This is a genomic window from Xanthomonas sp. 3075 (genome assembly GCF_014197275.1).
In the GTDB taxonomy this organism is placed as follows: Bacteria; Pseudomonadota; Gammaproteobacteria; order Xanthomonadales; family Xanthomonadaceae; genus Xanthomonas; species Xanthomonas campestris_B.
The window spans coordinates 159,014-179,565 of record NZ_JACIFI010000006.1 but is presented as its reverse complement, the minus strand read 5'-3'; the positions used below and the strand labels follow the sequence as shown (position 1 = coordinate 179,565).

15 protein-coding genes are annotated in these 20,552 nt (G+C 65.6%); 14 read left to right on the top strand and 1 reads right to left on the bottom strand.

Features of this window, described 5'->3' with window-relative positions; translation table 11 throughout:
* Positions 1 to 17 precede the first annotated feature (17 nt).
* From GGR62_RS07960 to lpxC, 12 genes are all read left to right on the top strand, one after another.
* Positions 18 to 1,886, top strand: a complete 1,869-nt coding sequence (locus GGR62_RS07960; RefSeq protein ID WP_184407373.1) for a penicillin-binding protein 2 — start codon at positions 18 to 20, stop codon at positions 1,884 to 1,886.
* 8 nt (positions 1,887 to 1,894) lie between these two features.
* Positions 1,895 to 3,370 (top strand): UDP-N-acetylmuramoyl-L-alanyl-D-glutamate--2,6-diaminopimelate ligase, encoded by a 1,476-nt coding sequence (locus tag GGR62_RS07955; RefSeq protein WP_184407434.1) that lies wholly within the window; start codon positions 1,895 to 1,897, stop codon positions 3,368 to 3,370.
* Entirely contained in the window at positions 3,367 to 4,860 is a 1,494-nt protein-coding gene (gene murF / locus GGR62_RS07950; RefSeq protein WP_184407372.1) for a UDP-N-acetylmuramoyl-tripeptide--D-alanyl-D-alanine ligase, read from the top strand. The genes GGR62_RS07955 and murF overlap by 4 nt, the downstream gene beginning before the upstream one ends.
* A complete protein-coding gene (gene mraY, locus GGR62_RS07945; RefSeq protein ID WP_184407371.1) occupies positions 4,850 to 5,935 on the top strand; it encodes a phospho-N-acetylmuramoyl-pentapeptide-transferase in 1,086 nt (361 codons plus the stop codon). The genes murF and mraY overlap by 11 nt, the downstream gene beginning before the upstream one ends.
* Positions 5,935 to 7,299 (top strand): putative lipid II flippase FtsW, encoded by a 1,365-nt coding sequence (gene ftsW, locus GGR62_RS07940; protein ID WP_184407370.1) that lies wholly within the window; start codon positions 5,935 to 5,937, stop codon positions 7,297 to 7,299. Before mraY ends, ftsW begins: the two co-directional genes overlap by 1 nt.
* Before the next feature lie 65 nt (positions 7,300 to 7,364).
* Positions 7,365 to 8,582 (top strand): undecaprenyldiphospho-muramoylpentapeptide beta-N-acetylglucosaminyltransferase, encoded by a 1,218-nt coding sequence (murG, locus tag GGR62_RS07935; protein WP_260305677.1) that lies wholly within the window; start codon positions 7,365 to 7,367, stop codon positions 8,580 to 8,582.
* Positions 8,579 to 10,012, top strand: coding sequence for a UDP-N-acetylmuramate--L-alanine ligase (gene murC, locus GGR62_RS07930; RefSeq protein ID WP_184407368.1), 1,434 nt, complete (start codon positions 8,579 to 8,581; stop codon positions 10,010 to 10,012). Before murG ends, murC begins: the two co-directional genes overlap by 4 nt.
* Positions 10,009 to 10,965 (top strand): D-alanine--D-alanine ligase, encoded by a 957-nt coding sequence (locus tag GGR62_RS07925; RefSeq protein ID WP_184407367.1) that lies wholly within the window; start codon positions 10,009 to 10,011, stop codon positions 10,963 to 10,965. Before murC ends, GGR62_RS07925 begins: the two co-directional genes overlap by 4 nt.
* Positions 10,966 to 11,077: 112 nt before the next feature.
* A complete protein-coding gene (locus GGR62_RS07920) occupies positions 11,078 to 11,914 on the top strand; it encodes a cell division protein FtsQ/DivIB (protein ID WP_184407366.1) in 837 nt (278 codons plus the stop codon).
* Positions 11,911 to 13,146: a cell division protein FtsA gene (gene ftsA, locus GGR62_RS07915; protein ID WP_003485272.1), complete on the top strand. Its 1,236-nt coding sequence runs from the start codon at positions 11,911 to 11,913 to the stop codon at positions 13,144 to 13,146. The genes GGR62_RS07920 and ftsA overlap by 4 nt, the downstream gene beginning before the upstream one ends.
* 296 nt (positions 13,147 to 13,442) lie before the next feature.
* The gene (gene ftsZ, locus GGR62_RS07910; protein WP_184407365.1) at positions 13,443 to 14,678 is read left to right on the top strand and encodes a cell division protein FtsZ; all 1,236 of its coding nucleotides are present in this window, start codon (positions 13,443 to 13,445) and stop codon (positions 14,676 to 14,678) included.
* Between the two features lie 233 nt (positions 14,679 to 14,911).
* The gene (gene lpxC / locus GGR62_RS07905) at positions 14,912 to 15,823 is read left to right on the top strand and encodes a UDP-3-O-acyl-N-acetylglucosamine deacetylase (protein WP_184407364.1); all 912 of its coding nucleotides are present in this window, start codon (positions 14,912 to 14,914) and stop codon (positions 15,821 to 15,823) included.
* A 186-nt stretch (positions 15,824 to 16,009) separates the two neighbouring features.
* On the opposite strand, the gene GGR62_RS07900 is transcribed toward lpxC, so the two are convergent.
* Positions 16,010 to 16,456 (bottom strand): DUF721 domain-containing protein, encoded by a 447-nt coding sequence (locus GGR62_RS07900; protein ID WP_184407363.1) that lies wholly within the window; start codon positions 16,454 to 16,456, stop codon positions 16,010 to 16,012.
* On the opposite strand from GGR62_RS07900, the gene GGR62_RS07895 reads away from it, so the two are divergent.
* Together GGR62_RS07895 and secA are read left to right on the top strand one after the other, a co-directional pair.
* Positions 16,457 to 17,401, top strand: coding sequence for a M23 family metallopeptidase (locus GGR62_RS07895; RefSeq protein WP_184407362.1), 945 nt, complete (start codon positions 16,457 to 16,459; stop codon positions 17,399 to 17,401).
* A gap of 154 nt (positions 17,402 to 17,555) precedes the next feature.
* Positions 17,556 to 20,294 carry a preprotein translocase subunit SecA gene (gene secA, locus GGR62_RS07890; RefSeq protein WP_184407361.1) on the top strand — a complete coding sequence of 913 codons (2,739 nt, stop codon included), beginning with the start codon at positions 17,556 to 17,558 and terminating at the stop codon, positions 20,292 to 20,294.
* Positions 20,295 to 20,552 lie beyond the last annotated feature (258 nt).

Here is a 20,552-nt window from a genome sequence, read left to right as displayed (position 1 = left end):
GCACACGGAGGTGCGCCATGAAAGCAGGCCGCAACCGCGCCCGTAGCAACTTCAATCTGCGCGGCCGCCTGACGTTGGTGGGCATCGCGCTGGGCCTGTGCTCGGTGACGCTGATCGGCCGTGCGGCGTTCGTGCAGCTGGTCAATCGCGATTTCTATCAGCGTCAGGGCGAGGCGCGTTACCTGCGTGAACTGCCGATCGCCACCTCGCGCGGCATGATCACCGACCGCAATGGCGAGCCGCTGGCAGTGTCCACGCCGGTGGAATCGATCTGGGTCAATCCGCAAGAACTGCTGCGCAATCCGGACCGTATTCCCGAACTGGCCAAGGCGCTCGGCCAGCCACTGGACGAGTTGAACGCCAAGCTGGCGCAGAAGGCCGGCAAGGAATTCATGTACCTGCAGCGCCGGATCAACCCGGACAAGGCGCATGCCATCGTCGACCTGAAGATTCCCGGTGTGTTCTCGCAGCGCGAGTTCCGTCGCTTCTATCCGCAAGGCGAGGCGATGGCCCATGTGCTGGGCTTCACCAATATCGACGACCGCGGCCAGGAAGGCCTGGAGCTGGCCTTCGACGAATGGCTGCGCGGCAAGCCGGGCTCCAAGAAAGTGGTGCGTAACGCGCGCGGTGCGATCGTCGAAAGTGTGGATCTGGTGCGTCCGGCGCAGCCGGGCAAGGACCTGACGCTGAGCATCGACCGTCGCATCCAGTTCCTGGCCTACAAGGAACTGCGCAACGCGCTGGTCGAGAACAACGCCGCCGGCGGGTCGATGGTGGTGATGGACGTGGCCACCGGCGAAGTGCTGGCGATGGTCAACCTGCCCACCTACAACCCCAATTCGGTCACCGGCATCAACCCGTCGGCGCGGCGCAACCGCGCGGTCACCGATCTGGTCGAGCCGGGTTCGACGATGAAGCCGCTCACCGTGGCCACTGCGCTGACCGCCGGCGTGGTGACCAAGGACACCATCATCGATACCAACCCCGGCTACATGGCCGTGGGACGCTTCACCATCCGCGATGTGCCGCGCAACAACGGCGTGCTCAACGTCACCGGCGTCATCACCCGCAGCTCGAATATCGGCGCGGCCAAGATCGCCGCCAAGGTGCCGGACCAGGCGTTCTATCAGTCGATCCGCAACTTCGGTTACGGCAGCGCGCCGCATAGCGGCTTCCCGGGCGAATCGGCCGGGGTGGTGCTGTCGCCACAGCGTTGGAGCGGCCCGTCCAAGACCACGATGTCCTACGGCTACGGCCTGTCGGTAACGCCGCTGCAGATCGCGCAGGCGTACGCCACGCTGGGCAACGGCGGCAAGCTGACACCGCCGACGTTCGTGCGCGGCCAGCACAACGAGACCCGTCAGGTGATCACGCCGGAAGTGGCGCGCCAGGTCATCGACATGATGGAAACCGTGGTCACCCAGGGCGGCGCCAAGGGCGCGGCGATCCTGGGGTATCACGTGGCCGGCAAGACCGGTACCGCGCGCAAGAACGGCGCCAACGGGTACGAGCGCGGGCATTACAACGCGCTGTTCGCCGGCCTGGTGCCGGCCACCCGTCCGCGTTTTGCCACCGTCATCGTGATCAACGATCCGCAGGGCAAGGTGTATTACGGCGGCCTGGTGTCGGCGCCGGTGTTCCACAAGGTGATGGAAGGTGCGCTGCGGCTGATGGACGTGCCGCCGGACGATATCCAGTCGTGGCTGGCCGCGCAGGCCGCCGGCAAGACCGGGCAGCCGATCGCCAAGCCGCATCCGGTCGATCTGGATCCTGCGTTGGTACCGGACCCGGTGGACGAAGTGTCTGCCGGCATTCCCACTGCGCTTGTGCCGGCCGCGCTTCCCGCGCACGCCCAGCCGGCGCCGTTGCAGGAGAGCCATCAGTGAGCCGCTCCATGCCGCTGTCGCAGCTCTTGCCGGACGTGCCGCTTGCGCACGACGTACAGGTATCGGGCCTGGTGATGGATAGTCGTGCGGTCCGCCCGGGCGATGCCTTCGTGGCGATTGCCGGTTTCGGTGCGCATGGCCTGGGCTTTGCCGAGCACGCGCGCGCCAATGGCGCTGCTGCGGTGTTGTTCGAGCCACCGGCACCAGCCGAGTTGCCGGCGCCGGCCGATGCGATCGGCGTGCCCGATCTGGCTGCGCGGCTCGGCGCGATGGCCGATCAGTTGCACGGCCAGCCGTCGCGGACCATGCGCATGGTCGGTGTGACCGGTACCAACGGCAAGACCTCCAGCGTGCAATTGCTGGCGCAGGCATTGACCTTGCTTGGCACGTCCACCGGCACCATCGGCACATTGGGGGTGGGCCTGTACGGCACCACCGTGCCGACCGGCTTCACCACGCCGCTGGTGTTGCAGACGCACGCATTGCTGGCGCAGTTGCGCGATGAAGGCGCGCAGGCCGTGGCGATGGAAGTCAGCTCGCATGCGCTGGACCAGGGCCGCGTGGATGCCGTGCACTTCGACGTGGCGGTGTTCACCAATCTCACCCGCGACCATCTCGATTACCACGGCGACATGGCGCAATACGGCGCCGCCAAGGCCAAGTTGTTCACGCGTGCGGGCCTGAAGGCGGCCGTGGTGAATCTTGACGATGCCTTCGGGCGCACAGTGTTCGCCGCACTCGATCCTGCGCTGCGCGCGATCGGCGTGAGTTCGCGCGCGCAGGCCGATGCCATGGTGCGTGCGCAGGCATTGCAGCTGGATCACAACGGCATCAATTTCGCGCTGCACGTCGCCGGCCAGGTGCATCCGGTGCACTCGCCGTTGCTGGGCCGCTTCAACGTGGACAACCTGCTGGCCGTGGCTGGCGTGTTGTATGCGCTGGACCTTGCGCCGGCCCAGGTTGCCGACGTGCTGGGCCGGTTGCAGCCGATCCACGGGCGCATGAACCGGCTCGGCGGCGCGCATGGCGCACCGTTGGTGGTGGTCGATTACGCGCACACGCCCGACGCGCTGGAACAGGCATTGGCCAGCCTGCGCTCGCATGCGCAGGATCGGCTGATCTGCGTGTTCGGCTGCGGCGGCGAACGTGATACCGGCAAGCGCCCGCAGATGGCGGCCATTGCCGAGGTGAATGCCGACGTGGCGATCGTCACCGACGACAACCCGCGGGGCGAAGACGGCGATGCGATCGTGGCCGATATCCTGCGCGGCTTTGCGCGCCCGGATGCGGCGATCGTGCAGCGCGACCGCGCCGCCGCGATCCATCAGGCCATCAGCATGGCCGGTGCCTCCGATATCGTGCTGATCGCCGGCAAGGGTCACGAGCCGTATCAGGAAATCGCCGGCGTGCAGCATCCCTTCGACGATGCCTTGGTCGCCGGGCAGGCATTGCTGCCGCGCACCGGGCTGGGAGTGCGCGCATGAAGCTCACCCCGCTGTCGTTGATCGCCCACTGGGCCGGTGGCGAGCTGCATGGCGACGACGCCATGATCGATACCGTCGGCAACGACACCCGCACGCTGGCCAACGGCAGCCTGTATGTGGCGTTGCGCGGCGAACGGTTCGACGGACACGACTTTGCCGCCGACGCAGTGGCGCACGGCGCCAGCGCGGTGCTGGTGGATCGCCTGCTGCCGGCGCTGGGCGTGCCGCAGGTGCTGGTGGAAAATACCGAGCTTGCCCTGGCGCGCATCGCCGCCGGCATGCAGCGCGACCGCGCCACGCGGGTGATCGCCTTGACCGGTTCCAACGGCAAGACCAGCGTCAAGGCCCTGCTGTTGTCGATCCTGACCGAGGCCGGGCGCGTCGACGGCACCACCGTCTACGCCACGCCGGGCAACCGCAACAACGAGATCGGCCTGCCGTTGGCAGTGATCGCCGCCCCCGACGATGCGGATCTGGCGATCTACGAAATGGGCGCCGGCAAGCCTGGCGATATCGCCTATCTCACCGAGATCGCGCAGCCGCACGTGGCCCTGGTCAACAACATCGCGCCCGCGCATCTGGAGCGCCTGGGCAGCCTGCTCGGCGTTGCGCGCACCAAGGGCGCCATCTACGCCGCACTGCCGGCCGATGGCGTGGCGGTGATCAATGCCGACGATGCCTTCGGTGCATGGTTCGAGCAGCAGCTGCATGCGCAGCCGGTGCAGGGCCGTCGCGTGGTGCGCTATGGCCTGCAGGCCAGTGCCGAGATCACCGCACGTCAGCTCCGTCTGCATGCCGAGGGGGCGCACTTCACCCTGGTGACGCCGCAAGGCCAGGCGCAGATCGCGCTGCCGTTGCCGGGCCGTCACAACGTGCTCAACGCGCTGGCAGCGACCGGTCTGGCGTTGGGTGCGGGGATTGCATTGCCGATCATCGCCGCTGGCCTGGCGCAGGCGCGCCCGGTGGCCGGCCGTCAGATCGCCCACACGCTGCCTGGCGGCGCGGTGTTGATCGACGACAGCTACAACGCCAACCCGGGCTCGCTGGACGCCGCCATCGATACCCTGGCCGCTGCGCCAGGCACCGGCTGGTTGGTGCTCGGTGACATGCGCGAACTCGGCCCGGAAGGCGCGGCATTGCACGCCGCTGCCGGACGTCGCGCACGCGCGGCCAAGTTGCAGCGCCTGTACGCGTTGGGCGAGCTCAGTGCCGCCGCCGCGCAGGCGTTCGGCGACGGCGGCCGCGTGTTCGCCACCCATGCCGCGCTGGCCGCGGCCTTGCAGGCGGATCTGGCGCAGCTCGCCGTTTCGCAGACTCAAACGCAGGAACCTTCTTCGATGCACGAACACACCGGTGCGGCGGCGCAGACTGCCGCCACCACGGCGCAACTCCCGCCCACCTTGTTGGTGAAAGGCTCGCGCGGCAGCGCCATGGACCGGATCGTCACCGCGTTGCTCGCACCGGCGGAGGGCGCATCGCATGCTGCTTGAGTTGGCCCGTTGGCTACAGCAACTGGAGAGCCTGTTCGGGCTGTTCAACTATCTGACCTTTCGCGGCATCCTCGCAGCGCTGACAGCGCTGTTCCTGTCGTTGTGGATGGGCCCGGCGGTGATCCGCAAGCTGGCCCAGTTCAAGGGCGGCCAGCCGATCCGCCAGGACGGCCCGCAGACACATTTTTCCAAGGCCGGCACGCCGACCATGGGCGGCTCGCTGATCCTGCTGACGGTGACCTTGTCGGTGCTGTTGTGGGGTGACCTGCGCAACCGTTACGTGTGGCTGGTGCTGGCGGTGATGATCTGCTTCGGCGCGATCGGCTGGTACGACGACTGGATCAAGATCGTGCGCCGTGATCCCAACGGTCTGAAGTCGCGCTGGAAGTATCTGCTGCAGTCGATCTTCGGTCTGGCGGCAGGGCTGTTCCTGTTCTACACCGCCGATGTACCGGCGGCGATCACCTTCTACATCCCGATGTTCAAGTCGATCGCGCTGCCGTTGGCCGGCGTGAGTTTCGTGGTGATCGCCTACTTCTGGATCGTCGGCTTCTCCAATGCGGTGAACCTGACCGACGGCCTGGATGGTCTGGCGATCATGCCGACCGTGCTGGTGGCCTGCGCGCTGGGCGTGTTCGCCTATGCCTCGGGCAACGTGGTGTTTGCCGAATACCTGAAAATCCCGCTGATTCCCGGGGCTGGGGAGCTGATCATCATCTGCTCGGCGATCGCCGGCGCGGGCCTTGGCTTCCTGTGGTTCAACACCTACCCGGCCATGGTGTTCATGGGCGACATCGGCGCGCTGTCGCTGGGCGCGGTGCTCGGCACCATCGCGGTGATCGTGCGCCAGGAACTGGTGCTGGTGATCATGGGCGGCGTGTTCGTGATCGAAACGTTGTCGGTGATGATCCAGGTCGCCAGCTTCAAGCTGACCGGCAAGCGCGTGTTCCGCATGGCGCCGATCCATCACCACTTCGAACTGAAGGGTTGGCCGGAGCCGCGCGTGATCGTGCGCTTCTGGATCATTTCGGTGGTGCTGGTGCTGATCGGCCTCGCCACGTTGAAGGTGCGCTGATGAACGACATGTCCCGCCAGGCCACACGACTGGACGCCATCGGCGGCCGCTACGATCCGTGGCTGCTCGGCGCGGCGGCCACGCTCGCCTCGCTGGGCGTGGTGATGGTCGCGTCCAGCTCGATCGAGTTGTCCGACAACCCGTTCTATTACCTCACCCGCCATCTGCTGTTCCTGGGCATCGGCATCGGCCTGGCGTTCTGGGCGATGCGCACCGAGCTCAAGACCATCGAGCAGTACAACCAGGTGTTGCTGCTGGCCTGCTTCGGCCTGTTGATGGTGGTGTTCGTGCCCGGCCTGGGCAGCAGCGTCAACGGCGCCAAGCGCTGGATCAACCTGGGCGTATCGAAGTTCCAGACCGTCGAAGCGGTCAAGGTGCTCTACATCGTCTGGCTGTCCAGCTACCTGGTGCGCTTCCGCGACGAGGTCAATGCGACCTGGCCGGCGATGCTCAAGCCGCTGGGTGTGGCGGTGGCGCTGGTCGGCCTGCTGCTGATGCAGCCGGACTTCGGCTCGTCCACGCTGCTGCTGGCGATCACTGCCGGCATGCTGGTGCTGGGCGGGGTCAACCTGCCGCGCATGTCGATGCCGATCGTCATCGGCCTGCCGGTGTTCGCCTTCATCGCGATCCTGGAACCGTACCGCCTGCGCCGCATCACCTCGTTCCTGGATCCATGGGCCGATCAGCTCGGCTCCGGTTATCAGTTGTCGAACGCGTTGATGGCGGTGGGACGTGGCCAGTGGACCGGCGTGGGCCTGGGCGCGTCGGTGCAAAAGCTCAACTACCTGCCCGAAGCGCATACCGACTTCATCTTCTCGGTGATTGCCGAAGAGCTCGGGTTCGTCGGCGTGTGCGGGGTGATCGCGCTGTACGCGCTGCTGGTCGGCCGGGCGTTCTGGCTGGGCATGCGTTGCGTGGAAATGAAGCGCCATTTCTCCGGCTACATCGCCTTCGGCATCGGCTTGTGGATCAGCCTGCAGAGCTTCGTGTCGGTGGGCGTGAACCTGGGCATCCTGCCGACCAAGGGCCTGACGTTGCCGCTGATCTCCTCCGGCGGTTCATCGGTGCTGATGACCTGCGTGGCGATGGGCCTGCTGCTGCGGGTGTCCTACGAAATGGATCGTGCCGAGCGCCTGCGCAGCAAGTTGTCGCCGCAGGGTGCGGGTACGGCGACTGCCGAGCCGGCCGAGCCAGTGGTCGAATCCGTACCGCCGGCCTATGCGCCAGCGCGTAAGCCGCAGCGCGAAACCGCTGCTGCGCCTGCACCGGTCGCAGCCGCAGCGGTGGCGCCGGCATCGGCCATCTTGCGCGGCACCAGCCGCATGCAGCCGCGCGTGGAACCGACGTTCGGGAGAATCGCATGAAGGCGGGTGACCATGCGGCTCCCTCGCAAGCGCCCGCATCGTCGGTCGCGGACGTGCGTCCAGTGATGATTCTGGCTGGCGGTACCGGCGGGCACATCTTCCCCGGTCTGGCCGTGGCCAAGGTGCTGCGCGCGCGCGGCGTGCCGGTGACATGGCTGGGCGCAGACGGGGCGATGGAAACCCGCCTGGTGCCGCAGCACGCCATCCAGATCGATACCCTGGCCATCAGCGGCTTGCGTGGCAAGGGCATCGTCAAGCTGCTCGGCGCGCCGGTGCGGGTGATGCGCGCGGTGCGCACCGCCGGCGTCGTGCTGCGCAAGCGCCAGCCGCGGGCGGTGATCAGTTTCGGCGGTTTCGCTGCCGGCCCCGGTGGCCTGGCCGCACGTCTGCTCGGCGTGCCGCTGCTGGTGCACGAACAGAACCGCGCGCCGGGCATGACGAACAAGGTGTTGTCGCGTTTCGCACGCCGCGTGTTGACCGGTTTCCCGGGCAGCTTCGTTGGCGAAGAAGCGGTGGGCAATCCGGTGCGCGCGGAGATCGCAGCGCTTCCGTCGCCGGCCACGCGTCTGGTCGGCCGCGGCGGTGCCGTACGGGTGCTGGTGCTCGGCGGCAGCCAGGGCGCACGTGCCTTGAATCAAGCCGTGCCGGCAGCGCTGGCGGCACTCGGTCACCCGGATGTCGACGTGCGCCACCAGTGTGGCGAAAAGCTGCGCGCCGAAGCCGAAGCCTCATACGCGCAGGCCGGCGTCAACGCCAGCGTCGAACCCTTCATCGCCGACATGGCGGCCGCGTATGCATGGGCCGATCTGGTCGTGTGCCGCGCCGGCGCCTCCACGCTGGCCGAGCTGTGCGCCGCCGGCGTCGGCAGCGTGCTGGTGCCGTTCGCCGCCGCCGTGGACGATCACCAGACCCGCAATGCCGAATACCTGGTCGGCGCTGACGCCGCCGTGCTGCTCAAGCAGGACGACACCCTGGCGGTGCGGTTGCAGCAGGTGCTGCAACCCCTGCTCGCCGACCCGGCCCGTCGCCTGTCGATGGCAAACGCCGCACGCACCCTGGCCAAGCCGGATGCCGCAGAGCGCATCGCCGACATCATTCTTCAAGAGGCCGGGAATGGTGAATCGGGAATGGGGAATAGGCAGCGCTCAGATCAACCGCAGGAATACACCTCAATGCATGCAGACAAGCGTACCGACCAGGCGTCCGTCGCCGCCGGCGCTTTGCTTCACACGATTCCCGATTCCCGATTCCCGATTCGCACCTCCGCCGGAGGTGCCGCGTGATCCGCCGCCTGCAGGACAGTGGCGATCTGGTACGCGCGTTTCCGCGCGTGCATTTCGTCGGTATCGGCGGCACCGGCATGAGTGGCATCGCCGAGGTGATGCTGACGCTGGGTTATGAAGTCTCCGGTTCGGACAACGCCGATAACACAGCAACGCGCCGGCTGGCCAAGCTCGGTGCGCGGGTGATGCGCGGGCATTCGGCGGCCAATGTGCTTGGCACCGATTGCGTGGTGGTTTCTAGTGCGATCCGCGAAGACAACCCCGAGCTGATGGAAGCGCGCAGCCAGCGCATTCCGATCATGCCGCGTGCGGCGATGCTGGCCGAGTTGATGCGCTTCCGCCGCGGCATTGCAGTGGCCGGCACGCATGGCAAGACCACCACCACCAGCCTGGCGGCGGCCGTGCTGAGCGAGGGTGGGCTGGATCCGACCTTCGTCATCGGCGGGCAGTTGCTGGCCGCCGGTGCCAACGCCAAGCTCGGCGGCGGCCAGTGGCTGGTTGCCGAAGCCGATGAAAGCGATGGCAGCTTCCTGCGCCTGAATCCTTTGATGGCGGTGATCACCAATATCGATTCGGATCACCTGGAAAACTACGGCAACGATTTCTCGCGCATCCAGGCGGCATTCGCAGAATTCCTGCAGCGCCTGCCGTTCTACGGGCTGGCGCTGCTGTGCATCGACGACCCGGAAGTGGCCGCGCTTGCGAGCAAGACGCCGCGCCACGTGATGAGTTACGGCATGAGCGAAAACGCCGACGTGCGCGCCGAGGATGTGATGCAGGACGGCCCGCGCATGCGCTTCACGCTGCGTCTGCCCGAAGGCACCACCACGCCGGTGACGCTGGCTTTGCCGGGCCGTCACAACGTGCTCAACGCGCTGGCCGCTGCCGCGATCGGCTGGCAGCTGGGCGTGGCACCGGAAACCATTGCACGTGCGCTGGAAAACTTCGCCGGCATCGGTCGTCGCTTCAACGATCTGGGCGAAGTCACCACCAGTGCCGGTGCGCGCGTCCGCGTGGTCGACGATTATGGCCACCATCCACGCGAGCTGGAAGCGGTGTTCGCCGCCGCGCGCGGCGGTTGGCCGGACAAGCGTCTGGTGGTTGCATTTCAGCCGCACCGTTACAGCCGCACCCGCGATCAGTTCGACGCCTTCGCCGCAGTGCTGAGCACCGTCGATGCACTGGTGCTGAGCGAGGTCTATCCGGCTGGCGAAGCGCCGATTCCGGGTGCCGACTCGCGCGCGCTGGCGCGCGCCATCCGTGCGCGCGGTCGCAGCGAACCGGTGGTGGTCGGCCAGATTTCCGGCCTGGCCGAAGTGCTACCGGATGTCCTGCAGGACGGCGATCTGTTGCTGATGATGGGTGCCGGCGATATCGGTTATGTGGCGCAGCACATCATCAACAACGGCTTCACCGGAGCCGCCGCATGAGCACCCATATCGAAAGCGCCCGCATCACCGATCCAGCTGTCTTCGGTCGTGTCGCCGTGCTGCTCGGCGGGACGTCTTCCGAGCGCGAAGTGTCGTTGAACTCCGGCAGCAACGTGCTCGACGCCTTGCGCGCGCGCGGCGTCGATGCACAGCCGGTCGACGGCATCCCCGCATTGGCGCAGGCCCTGGTCGAGCAGCGCTTCGATCGCGTCTTCAACGTGCTGCACGGCCATAACGGCGGCGGCGAAGACGGCATCGTGCAAGGCCTGATGGAAGCCTTCAAGGTGCCGTACACCGGCTCCAACGTGCTGGGTTCGGCGTTGAGCATGGACAAGATCCGCACCAAGCAGGTGTGGCTGTCGCTGGGCTTGCCGACGCCGCGCTATGCGCGCCTGGCTGCCGGCGCCAGCGCCGATGAGATCCATGCCGCCGCACGGCAGATCGGCTTGCCGGTCATCGTCAAGCCGGCCAACGAAGGCTCCAGCGTCGGCATCAGCCGCGTGTTCGACCAGGCCCAGCTCGAAGAAGCCGTGGTGCTGGCGGCACGCTACGATGGCGCGCTGTTGATGGAACAACTGATCGAAGGCGACGAACTCACCGTGGCCGTGCTCGGTGAACACGCGCTGCCGTCGATCCGCATCGTGCCCAAGGGCCAGTGGTACGACTACAACGCCAAGTACGTGGCCGACGATACCCAGTACCTGTGCCCGGGCCTGGACGGCGATGCAGAAGCGCAGATCCGCCAGCTCGCACTGGATGCGTTCCGCGCTGCGGGCGCGCGTGGCTGGGGCCGTGTCGATGTGATGCGCGACCGCGCCAGCGGCCAGCTGTATCTGCTCGAAGTGAACACCGCCCCGGGCATGACCAGCCACTCGCTGGTGCCCAAGGCCGCGCGCCAGCTCGGTATCGATTTCGAAGAGCTGGTCTGGCGCGTGCTGGAGCAGACGCTATGAAGCCTGGAATGGGGAATCGGGAATCGGGAATCGCAAAAGCGACAGCCGGCAGTGCGCCGCTGTTGACGATTCCCGATTCCCGATTCCCCATTCCCACGCGCGGAGCGCGCGCATGAACGCCACGCTGCGCATCCTGGCCTGGTTGATCGCGGTGGCGCTGGTGGCGTTGCCGGTGGTGGCTGTGCTCAATGGTTGGGTCGGCGCCGAGCGTTGGCCGTTGGCGCGCTTGCGGGTGTCCGGCGACTTCAAGCGGGTGCCGGCAGAAGAGTTGCGTGCGGTGGTCTTGCCGTATGCGCGCTCGGGCTTTTTCGCAGTCAAGTTGCAGAACGCGCAGGACGCCATCGCGCGCTTGCCGTGGGTGGAAAGTGCGCAGGTCCGCAAGCGTTGGCCGGACGTGCTGGAAGTGCATGTCACCGAGCACAAGCCGTTCGCGCGCTGGGGAACCGACCGCATGTTGTCCGAGCAGGGCCGGTTGTTCCGCACCCCGCCGTTGCTGAAGGATTTCAAGCTGCCGCAACTCGGTGGCCCGGACAGCAAGACCCAGGACGTCATGGCGCTGTACAACGAATCGCGCGCACTGTTCGCACCGGCCGGGCTGGATGTGGAGCGCCTGGAAATGGACGCGCGCGGCAGCTGGTCGCTCGGCCTGAGCAACGGCGTGCAGATCGTGATCGGCCGCGACGACGCCCGCGCGCGCCTGCAGCGTTTCGCCCGCGTGCTACCGCAGCTGGCCGACCCGCAACGCCCGGTCGCCCGCGCCGACCTGCGCTACACCAACGGCTTTACGGTCGAACGGCGAGTGGAGAATGGGGAATCGGGAATGGATAAAAAGCCAAAGCCGGTGTCGCCTGCTCCTCCGCACACGCTGGTCCTGAATTCTCTGCGCCTCCGTACACCGCTGCTGACCATTCCCCATTCCCCATTCGCTATTCCCGGCTTTAAGACATGAACCGCAAAGGCGACAAATCCCTCATCGTTGGACTGGACATCGGCACCTCCAAGGTCGTCGCGCTGGTCGGCGAGTACTCGCCCGGCAATCCGATCGAAGTGATCGGCATCGGTTCGCATGAGTCGCGCGGTCTCAAGCGCGGCGTGGTGGTGGATATCGAATCCACCGTGCAGTCGATCCAGCGCGCGGTGGAAGAAGCCGAGCTAATGGCCGGCTGCGAAATCCGCTCGGTGTACGCGTCGATCTCCGGCAACCATGTGCAATGCAAGAACTCGCCCGGCATCGTGCCGATCCGCGACGGCGAAGTGACCTGGAGCGATCTGGAGCGCGTGCTGGATGCGGCCAAGGCCGTGGCCATTCCTGCCGATCAACGCATCCTGCATGCGATCCCGCGCGAGTACGTGCTGGACGATTCGCAGGAAGGCATCCGTAATCCGGTCGGCATGACCGGCGTGCGCCTGGAGGTGCATGCGCATCTGGTGGTGTGCGCGCAGTCGGCCGCGGCCAACATCACCAAGTGCGTGCAGAAATGCGGCCTGCAGGTGGACGATCTGGTGCTGTCGTCGCTGGCTTCCAGCGTGGCGGTGTTGACCGCCGACGAACGCGAGCTGGGCGTGGTGCTGGTGGATATCGGTGCCGGCACCACCGACCTGGCCGTCTACGTGCAGGGCGCGATCTGCCACACCGCATCGCTACCGATCGCCGGCGACCACGTCACCAACGACATCGCGCACATGCTGCGCACGCCGACCCCGGAAGCCGAGCAGATTAAGGTGCGTTACGCCTGCGCGCTGGCGCAGCTGGCCACCGCCGAAGAAAGCATCCAGGTGCCGTCGGTCGGCGACCGCCCGCCGCGCCGCATGCCACGGCATGCGCTCGCGCAGGCGGTGCAGGGCCGTTACGAAGAAATCTTCGAAATGGTGCAGGCCGAGTTGCGCCGCTCAGGTTTCGAGGAAATGGTGCGCGCCGGCATGGTGCTCACCGGTGGCGCGTCGAAGATGGAAGGCGTGGTCGAACTGGCCGAAGAGATGTTGCAGATGCCGGTGCGCGTGGGCATTCCCCAGCACGTCACCGGCCTGGGCGAAGTCGTCGGCAACCCGGTACACGCCTCCGGCGTGGGCCTGTTGCTGATGGGTAGCCAGATCGAACACCCGCGTCGTCCGTCGATCCCGACCGGACGTGCCGGGAGTTTGTTCAAGAAATTGAAGAACTGGTATCGCGGCGAATTCTGAGGGGCCGGGATTTGGAATTCGGGATTTGGGATTGGTAAGTGCGGAAGAAAAAACAGAAGTGGCAGCAACGATTAAGTAGAGAGCGGCGAGCGGGTAGGCGGTAAAATTCTTTGCAGCAATTACATCGAGGAGCAGGTGTGGTGAGTGGTAGAGCGCAACAGCGGATCTATGGCCCCCCGCACACGAATCCCGACTTTCAAACAACAACACTCGCCGTGGTGCGGAGTGGACAGGGACCAACGCTTTTGCGAATCCCCAATCCCCACACCCCAATCCCGGCTCAAGAGGACACTGACATGGCACATTTTGAACTGATCGAAAAGATGGCTCCCAACGCGGTAATCAAGGTCGTTGGCGTGGGCGGCGGCGGCGGCAACGCGGTTGCGCACATGGTCAACACCAACGTCGATGGCGTGGAATTCATCACCGCCAACACCGACTCGCAGGCGATCAAGAACTGCGGCGCCAAGCTGCAGCTGCAGCTCGGCACCAACGTCACCAAGGGCCTGGGCGCAGGCGCGAACCCGGAAGTCGGCCGTCAGGCCGCGCTGGAAGACCGCGAGCGCATCATGGATGCGCTGCAGGGTGCGGACATGGTGTTCATCACCGCCGGCATGGGCGGCGGCACCGGTACCGGTGCTGCACCGGTGGTGGCACAGCTGGCCAAGGAAATGGGCATCCTGACCGTGGCCGTGGTCACCAAGCCGTTCCCGTTCGAAGGCCGTCGCCGTATGCAGGTGGCGCTGAAGGGCATCGAGGAACTGAGCCAGCATTGCGACTCGCTGATCACCATCCCCAATGAAAAGCTGATCACCGTGCTGGGCCGCAATGCCACCATGGTGCAGGCGTTCCGCGCCGCCAACGACGTGCTGCAGGGCGCCGTGCAGGGCATCGCCGATCTGATCGTCCGTCCGGGCCTGATCAACGTCGACTTCGCCGACGTGCGCACCGTGATGTCGGAAATGGGCCTGGCGATGATGGGCACCGGTTCGGCACGCGGCGACGATCGCGCGCAGGCCGCTGCCGAAGCCGCCATCCAGAACCCGCTGCTGGACGACGTCAACCTCGCCGGTGCCAATGGCATCCTGGTCAACATCACCGCCGGGCCGGACTTCACCATGGCCGAGTTCGACGAGATCGGCCGCACCATCGAAGCCTTCGCTTCGGAAGATGCGACCGTGGTGGTGGGGACCGTGCTCGACCCGGACATGCAGGACGAGGTGCGCGTCACCGTCGTGGCCACCGGCCTGAACCGTGCAGTGGCACGTCAGTCGCAGCGCCCGGATCAGCGCGCGCCGATCAAGCTGGTGCGCAACGCCACCACCGGCCAGCCGGAATTCGGCGACTTCGACACCAGCAGCGGCGACGCGGTGTCCAAGTCGGTTGGCGGCAGCATGGGCCTTGGCCTGCGCCGTCCGAGCAGCGACTCGGTCGGCAGCAGCAACCCTGGCGGCGGCTCCACGGCGCCGGCCGCAGACCTGCCCAACGACTACCTGGATATCCCGGCGTTCCTGCGCCGCCAGGCCGACTGACGTACGTTCGCTGCGCCGCTTCGGCGGCGTCGCCAGCACTGCCCCGGAGCCCGCTTCGGGGTCGCAATGCCATGTCCTCTTTCTGCCGGATCGCCCGCGATCCGGCAGCTTTTGCAGTGGCGTGACCAGGCGATTACAGTTGCCGTCACGCGCGGCTTGTTAAAATTCGGATAATCTCAACGCATCGACAGCCGGTTCAGCGTCTGTCTGCATTGTTCCTCCAGACTTCGCATATGACCCAGCAACGCACTCTCAAGAACACCATTCGTGCCACCGGCGTCGGCCTGCACAGCGGCGACAAGGTGTATATGACGCTACGGCCGGCTCCGGTCGATCATGGCGTGGTGTTCCGGCGTGTGGACCTGGAACCGATCGTCGAGGTGCCCGCCGATGCCGAGCTGGTCACCGAAACCACGCTGTGCACGGGGCTGACCCGCAATGGCGCCAAGATCCAGACCGTCGAGCATCTGATGTCCGCGCTGGCCGGCCTGGGGGTGGACAACGTCATTGTCGAACTGTCCTCGGCCGAGTTGCCGATCATGGACGGTTCTTCAGGCCCGTTCGTGTTCCTGCTGCAGTCTGCCGGCATCGTCGAGCAGAACAAGTCCAAGCGTTTCATCCGCATCAAGCAGCCGGTGGAAGTGCGCGAGGGCGACAAGGTCGCACGCTTCGAGCCGTACGAAGGCTACAAGCTCGGTTTCACCATCGAATTCAATCACCCGATGATCCCGGCCAGGCAGTCGCGCCAGGAAATCGAGTTCTCCACCTCGGCCTACGTCAAGGAAATCTCGCGCGCCCGCACCTTCGGCTTCATGCGCGACCTTGAGTACATGCGCGAGCGCAATCTGGGCCTGGGCGGCTCGATGGACAACGCCATCGTGCTGGACGAGTTCCGCGTGCTCAACGAGGATGGTCTGCGCTATACCAACGAATTCGTACGGCACAAGATCCTGGACGCCATCGGCGACCTGTATCTGGCCGGCGGCGCCATTCTGGGCGCCTACGAAGGCTTCAAATCGGGGCATGCACTCAATAACAAGCTGGTGCGTGCGCTGTTGGCCGACCAGGCCGCCTGGGAATGGGTCAGCTTCCCGGAAGGCACCGAGCAACCGCCGGTCCTGTACGCCAGTCCCGTCTACGCCTGATGTCGGGGAATGGCGCCAGCGGCGTCCGAAGTGTGAACTCCATCGGATTTTCGGCCCGTTCTTAACATTTATTTAAGACTTCCCTAACTCCTGCGCGTCCTGCGACCGCTAGGATGCGCCGGGTCGTCTGCATCTTCGCAATCCTTTCACACCCTGGCGGCCGCTTCGCACCATGCGGCACGGACCTCACCGTTTTGTCGGTAGGACGTCCTGCAAGGAAGCCAGCGCGTCGCGCAGACCTCGATGCGTCGCCTCGGACACCGGGCGCGCAGGGTCGCGGTTCTGCTGCATTGGGGAATGCAGTGGAGTGGTCGCGGTCTTGACGGTCACTGCGGTGGCCTTCAGTCCGATGGATCGGGCGGCATCAAGGATTTGGGTCTCGGCAAGCCGCACCTTGGCATGCCAGACCGGTGAATCAACTAGAAAAACGAGCTGTTCGCCTCGGACATTGGCCAACCGGCAACGGGTGACCAGATGGGGCGGTAACAGGGGACGCAACTGCCGGTCCAGCGCATCGAGCCACAAGGCCCGGCGCAAGGGGTCGCCAGCCTTTTCGCCCAACGCTGCCTCGATGGCCGGTTGTGGAGTGGAAGGGTTGCGTGCGTTGGACTTGGGCTTGGACATGACACTCATATGGCGTTGAAGAAAGTCGTAATCAAATCTCGGCAGACCCGGGCCCAGCGGTTGGCCCAACAGTTCCAAGGCTTTGCGGCGGATCGACCGATGCTCGTCCTCGGTGCGGTCCTGGGCCTGGGCATGCTGATCGGCGTTGGTGCCAGTACCGCCACCGGCATGGTGACCAATTCTGCGCTGGAGGCCAAGGTCGCCCGGCAGCAGTCCGAACTTGCGCAGGCGCAGCGCGCCTCGCAGGCGCAGGTCAATGCACTGGCCGCGCGCATGGGCGAGTTGCAGGCGCAGGCGACCCGCCTGAATGCCTTGGGCGAGCGCCTGACCGAAATGGGCAAGTTGAAGGACGGCGAGTTCGACTTCGACGAGCCGGTCGGCGTCGGTGGCGGCGATGAGCCGGTCAACGACATGCCGGTCAAGGTGCTCAAGCAGAATCTCGGGCAGGTCGAGCAGCAGTTCTCCGCCGCCGGCCAGCAGTTGGACGTCCTGGCCTCGCTGATGTTCGATCATCAGCTTGAGCAGAATTCGGTGCCATCGCGGGTGCCGATCCGCAATACCTACATCACCTCCGGCTTCGGTGGCCGCGCCGATCCATTCGATGGTGGCTCGGCCTTCCACAAGGGCGTGGATTTCCATGCCAACGTGGGCGACCCGGTGATGTCGGTGGCCGACGGCGTGGTCAGCTACGCCGGCGTGCGCGGCGGCTACGGCAACGTGGTCGAGGTGGACCACGGCAATGGTTACGTCACCCGCTACGCGCACAACTCGCGGCTGGTGGTGAAGGTGGGCGACCTGGTGCGTGCCGGCCAGCAGCTGGCCAAGGCCGGTTCCAGTGGCCGATCCACCGGCGCACATGTGCATTTCGAGGTCTGGGTGGACGGCAAGGTGGTCAATCCGCGCAAATTCCTGGGCGATACCAATACGCCGGTGGGACGTCGAGGACGCGGTTGAGCAGGCGGCGCGCGGTGCTTGATTCGTGAAGGCCCGCCCCAAGCTACAATAGGGTGTTGCCATCGACAGGGCGCAGTGCGCCCTGTTTCGTTTACGGCGGTCGGGTCTTGGGACCGGCGTCGGTCAAACCGTTCCTTTTCAACCGGTTTCTTCAATGATCAACAGTCTGCTTACCCGTGTCTTTGGCAGTCGTAACGAACGCCAGCTGCGCCAGCTCACCCGCCTCGTCACCCAGATCAATGCGCTGGAGCCGACGATCGAGAAGCTCTCCGACGCCGAGCTGCAAGCCAAGACCCCGGAGTTCAAGCAGCGGCTTGCCACCGGCGAGTCCCTGGACAAGATTCTTCCAGAAGCGTTTGCGGTGTGCCGCGAGGCCAGCCGTCGCGTGCTCGGCATGCGCCATTACGACGTGCAGCTGATCGGCGGCATGGTGTTGCACCTGGGCAAGATCGCCGAGATGCGCACCGGTGAAGGCAAGACCCTGGTGGCCACGCTGCCGGTGTACCTCAACGCGCTGCAGGGCGAGGGCGTGCACGTGGTCACGGTCAACGACTACCTGGCGCGCCGCGATGCTGCGCAGATGGGCAAGTTGTACAACTGGCTGGGCCTGAGCGTGGGCGTGGTGTATCCGGGCATGCCGCACAGCGACAAGCGCGAGGCCTATGGCAGCGATATCACCTACGGCACCAACAACGAGTTCGGCTTCGATTACCTGCGCGACAACATGGCGCTGTCGCGCGCCGACCGCTATCAGCGCAACCTGCATTACGCGATCGTCGACGAAGTCGACTCGATCCTGATCGACGAAGCGCGCACCCCGCTGATCATTTCTGGCCCGGCCGACGAATCGCCGGAGTTGTACATCCGCGTCAACCGCATCGTGCCGCAGCTGACCAAGCAGGAAAGCGAAGAGGGCGAAGGCGATTACTGGATCGACGAGAAGGGCAAGCAGGTGCATCTGTCGGAGGCGGGCATGGGCCACGCCGAAGAACTGCTGATGCAGGCCGGCATCCTGGAAAACGCCGAAGACGGCCTGTATGCCGCGCAGAACCTGAGCGTGGTGCATCACCTCAACGCCGCACTGCGTGCGCATGCGATCTATCAGCGCGATGTGGACTACATCGTGCGCGACGGCGAAGTGGTGATCGTCGACGAATTCACCGGCCGTACCCTGGCCGGGCGTCGCTGGTCCGATGGTCTGCATCAGGCGGTCGAAGCGAAGGAAGGCGTGCCGGTACAGCGCGAGAACCAGACGCTGGCCAGCATCACCTTCCAGAACCTGTTCCGCATGTACAAGAAGCTGTCCGGCATGACCGGTACGGCCGACACCGAAGCCTACGAATTCCAGAGCATCTACGGCCTGGAAGTGGTGGTGATTCCGACCAACCGCCCGACCGTGCGCAAGGATCATCCGGACCAGGTCTTCCTCAACCGCAAGGGCAAGTTCAATGCGGTGCTGGCCGATATCGAAGATTGCGCCAAGCGCGGCCAGCCGGTGCTGGTGGGCACTACCTCGATCGAGACCTCGGAGATGCTGTCCGAGCATCTGCGCAAGGCCGGGGTCAAGCATGAAGTGCTCAACGCCAAGCAGCACGAACGCGAAGCCACCATCGTGGCCAACGCCGGCCAGCCGGGCGCGGTGACCATCGCCACCAACATGGCCGGTCGCGGTACCGACATCGTGCTGGGCGGTTCGCTGGAAACCGAGTTGCACGGCATGGGTGAGGACATCAGCGACGAACAGCGCCAGCAGGCCAAGGCCGAATGGCAGCGTCGCCACGATGCGGTCAAGGCGGCCGGTGGCCTGCACATCATCGGTACCGAGCGCCACGAATCGCGGCGTATCGACAACCAGCTGCGCGGCCGTGCCGGTCGTCAGGGCGATCCGGGTTCCTCGCGCTTCTATCTGTCGCTGGAAGACAACCTGATGCGCATCTTCGCCTCGGACTGGGTCCAGAAGGCGATGCGCATGATGGGCATGAAGGAAGACGACGTCATCGAGGATCGCCTGGTCAGCCGGCAGATCGAGAAGGCGCAGCGCAAGGTGGAAGCGCACAACTTCGACATCCGCAAGAACCTGCTGGATTTCGACGACGTCAACAACGATCAGCGCAAGGTGATCTACGCCCAGCGCGATGAATTGCTGGACGCCGAATCGGTCAAGGACAACGTCGACGGTATCCGCGGCGATGTGATCTACGATCTGGTCGCCCGTTTCGTGCCGCCCAATTCGGTGGACGAACAGTGGGACCTCAAGGGCCTGGAGGCCACGCTGGAATCGGAACTGGGCATGCCGCTGGCGCTGAGCGAGATGGCGCGCACGCAGGAAGAGCTGGACGCCGAGCAGATCGCGGCCAAGGTGCAGGCGGCGGTGGATGCGCACTTTGCCGAGAAGGAAGCGGCGGTGGGCAACGACACCATGCGCTCACTCGAAAAGCACGTGATGCTGACCGTGCTCGATCAGGGGTGGAAGGAGCATCTGGCCAAGATGGATTACCTGCGCCAGGGCATCTATCTGCGCGGGTATGCGCAGAAGCAGCCCAAGCAGGAATACAAGAAGGAAGCCTTCGAGCTGTTCTCCGAGATGCTGGAGAACGTCAAGCGCGAAGTGATCAACCTGCTGGCGCGCGTGCGCATCCGCAGCGAGGAAGAAGTGGCCGAGCTGGAAGAGCAGGAACGTCTCCAGGCGCAGGCACGGCTGATGGCCTCGCAGTTCCAGCACCAGGAAGCCGGCGGCTACGGCGCCGACGAGGAAGTGGAGCAGATGCAGGGCGGCAATGCGCCGGTACCTGTGTCGCAGGTCACCCGTGATGAGCCCAAGGTCGGTCGCAACGATCCGTGCCCGTGCGGCAGCGGCAAGAAGTACAAGCACTGCCACGGTCAACTCAGCTGAGCTGAGTTGACCGTGGTGCAGCCCGTGGAGCGGGCTGCACACCCGCTATCCGCGTTGCGGATAACGGGCTCACGGTGCTGCTTCCGATCCCCCGCGCCTTCGGCGCGCCCCCCTGACCAAGGGGGCTGTACTTACGAAGAGCATCCGTGGGTTGAATCAGAAGCCGCGATACGACACGGCTGCACACCCGCTATCCGCGTTGCGGATAACGGGCTCACGGTGTTGCTTCCGATCCCCCGCGCCTTCGGCGCGCCACCC

Bases quoted from the DNA above. Each gene is read 5' to 3' on its own strand.
- murF (WP_184407372.1), top strand. From the start codon at position 3,367: ATGAAGCTCACCCCGCTGTCGTTGATCGCCCACTGGGCCGGTGGCGAG.
- GGR62_RS07895 (WP_184407362.1), top strand. From the start codon at position 16,457: ATGGCGTTGAAGAAAGTCGTAATCAAATCTCGGCAGACCCGGGCCCAG.
- ftsZ (WP_184407365.1), top strand. From the start codon at position 13,443: ATGGCACATTTTGAACTGATCGAAAAGATGGCTCCCAACGCGGTAATC.
- GGR62_RS07900 (WP_184407363.1), bottom strand. From the start codon at position 16,456: ATGAGTGTCATGTCCAAGCCCAAGTCCAACGCACGCAACCCTTCCACT.
- ftsW (WP_184407370.1), top strand. From the start codon at position 5,935: ATGAACGACATGTCCCGCCAGGCCACACGACTGGACGCCATCGGCGGC.
- GGR62_RS07955 (WP_184407434.1), top strand. From the start codon at position 1,895: ATGCCGCTGTCGCAGCTCTTGCCGGACGTGCCGCTTGCGCACGACGTA.
- murG (WP_260305677.1), top strand. From the start codon at position 7,365: ATGATTCTGGCTGGCGGTACCGGCGGGCACATCTTCCCCGGTCTGGCC.
- ftsA (WP_003485272.1), top strand. From the start codon at position 11,911: ATGAACCGCAAAGGCGACAAATCCCTCATCGTTGGACTGGACATCGGC.
- GGR62_RS07960 (WP_184407373.1), top strand. From the start codon at position 18: ATGAAAGCAGGCCGCAACCGCGCCCGTAGCAACTTCAATCTGCGCGGC.
- GGR62_RS07920 (WP_184407366.1), top strand. From the start codon at position 11,078: ATGAACGCCACGCTGCGCATCCTGGCCTGGTTGATCGCGGTGGCGCTG.
- lpxC (WP_184407364.1), top strand. From the start codon at position 14,912: ATGACCCAGCAACGCACTCTCAAGAACACCATTCGTGCCACCGGCGTC.
- secA (WP_184407361.1), top strand. From the start codon at position 17,556: ATGATCAACAGTCTGCTTACCCGTGTCTTTGGCAGTCGTAACGAACGC.
- GGR62_RS07925 (WP_184407367.1), top strand. From the start codon at position 10,009: ATGAGCACCCATATCGAAAGCGCCCGCATCACCGATCCAGCTGTCTTC.
- mraY (WP_184407371.1), top strand. From the start codon at position 4,850: ATGCTGCTTGAGTTGGCCCGTTGGCTACAGCAACTGGAGAGCCTGTTC.